Annotated in this window: 1 protein-coding gene and 1 other annotated feature; the gene reads left to right on the top strand. The window is 58.4% G+C overall.

Annotated elements, in window-relative coordinates; translation table 11 throughout:
• Positions 1-51 precede the first annotated feature (51 nt).
• Positions 52-1,280, top strand: a protein-coding gene (locus GM658_RS28550; RefSeq protein ID WP_371865321.1) for an IS3 family transposase whose coding sequence is annotated in 2 segments (ribosomal slippage) — positions 52-334 and positions 334-1,280 — 1,230 coding nt in all. Because the reading frame shifts where the segments join, the coding sequence is not laid out codon by codon here.
• Positions 333-449: a sequence feature (AL1L pseudoknot), on the top strand. It overlaps the preceding gene by 117 nt.
• Positions 1,281-1,322: the final 42 nt, after the last annotated feature.

The raw sequence follows: 1,322 nt of genomic DNA, 5'->3' as shown, positions 1-1,322 counted from the left end.
TGAACCGGACCGGAAATCTGGGAGGCTCCAACATTTGAGAGAATGGAGCTTATGAAACGCAAATCTACCAAGTTTTCCCCAGAGGTGATGGAGCGCGCGGTGCGCATGGTCGAGGAGTCCGCTGGCCAGCATGCGTCGCAATGGGCAGCCATCGAGTCAGTAGCAGCCAAGATTGGCTGCACGTCGGAGACCCTGCGGCGCTGGGTGCGCCAGCAAGAACGCGATACCGGCAAACGTGAAGGCGCGACCACATCCGAACAAGAGCGCATGAAGGCACTGGAACGCGAAGTTAAAGAGCTTCGCAAAGCCAATGAAATCCTACGTCTTGCGAGTGCTTTTTTCGCCCAGGCGGAGCTCGACCGCCGCTTCAAGTCCTGATGGCCTTCATTGACCAGCATCGCGCGGTCTACGGAGCCGAGCCGATTTGCAGGGTCCTGCAGATCGCTCCATCGAATTACTGGCGCCATGCTGCACGGTGCCGCAACCCTGAATTGCGCTGCGCACGTGCAAAGCGAGATGACTCGTTGAGTGCTCACATTCACCGTGTGTGGCACGCCAATTTTCAGGTCTACGGCGCTGAAAAGGTTTGGCGTCAGCTGCGCAGGGAACAGATCGAAGTGGCTCGCTGCACCGTGGAGCGCCTGATGCGCCGTGACGGCCTGCGCGGCGTCATACGTGGCAAAGTTGTGCGCACCACGATTGGCGATTCTGCTGCACCGTGCCCTCTGGACCGGGTGAACCGGCAGTTTCGCGCTGACCGCCCGAATCAGCTTTGGGTCAGCGACTTCACCTACGTCTCGACCTGGCAAGGCTTCGTCTATGTCGCCTTTGTGATCGACGTGTTTGCACGCCGCATTGTCGGCTGGCGCGTGAGTAGTTCTATGCGGACGGACTTCGTGCTGGATGCCCTGGAGCAGGCCCTGTACGCACGCCAGCCGGAACGCGATGAAGCCTTGATCCATCATAGCGACAGGGGTTCGCAATACGTATCGATCAAGTACAGCGAGCGTTTGGCCGAGGCGGGCATCGAGCCATCGGTCGGCAGCAAAGGCGACAGCTACGATAACGCCTTGGCCGAAACCATCAACGGCTTGTACAAGGCAGAATTGATTCACCGTCGTGCTCCTTGGAAGACTCGTGAGGCCGTCGAATTGGCTACGCTGGAGTGGGTATGCTGGTTTAACCACCATCGATTGCTGGAGCCCATCGGCCATATCCCACCAGCCGAAGCCGAGATGAACTATTATCGTCAACTATCGAGTCAAGCCATCCCGGCATGACTCAAACCAAGGCGCCTCTCAAAATCCCGGTCCGGTTCAGTT

Source organism: Massilia eburnea, assembly GCF_009720745.1.
Lineage (GTDB): Bacteria > Pseudomonadota > Gammaproteobacteria > Burkholderiales > Burkholderiaceae_D > Rugamonas > Rugamonas eburnea.
Note: the sequence above shows the minus strand (reverse complement) of the source record. Positions and strands in the feature narration are given on the sequence as shown.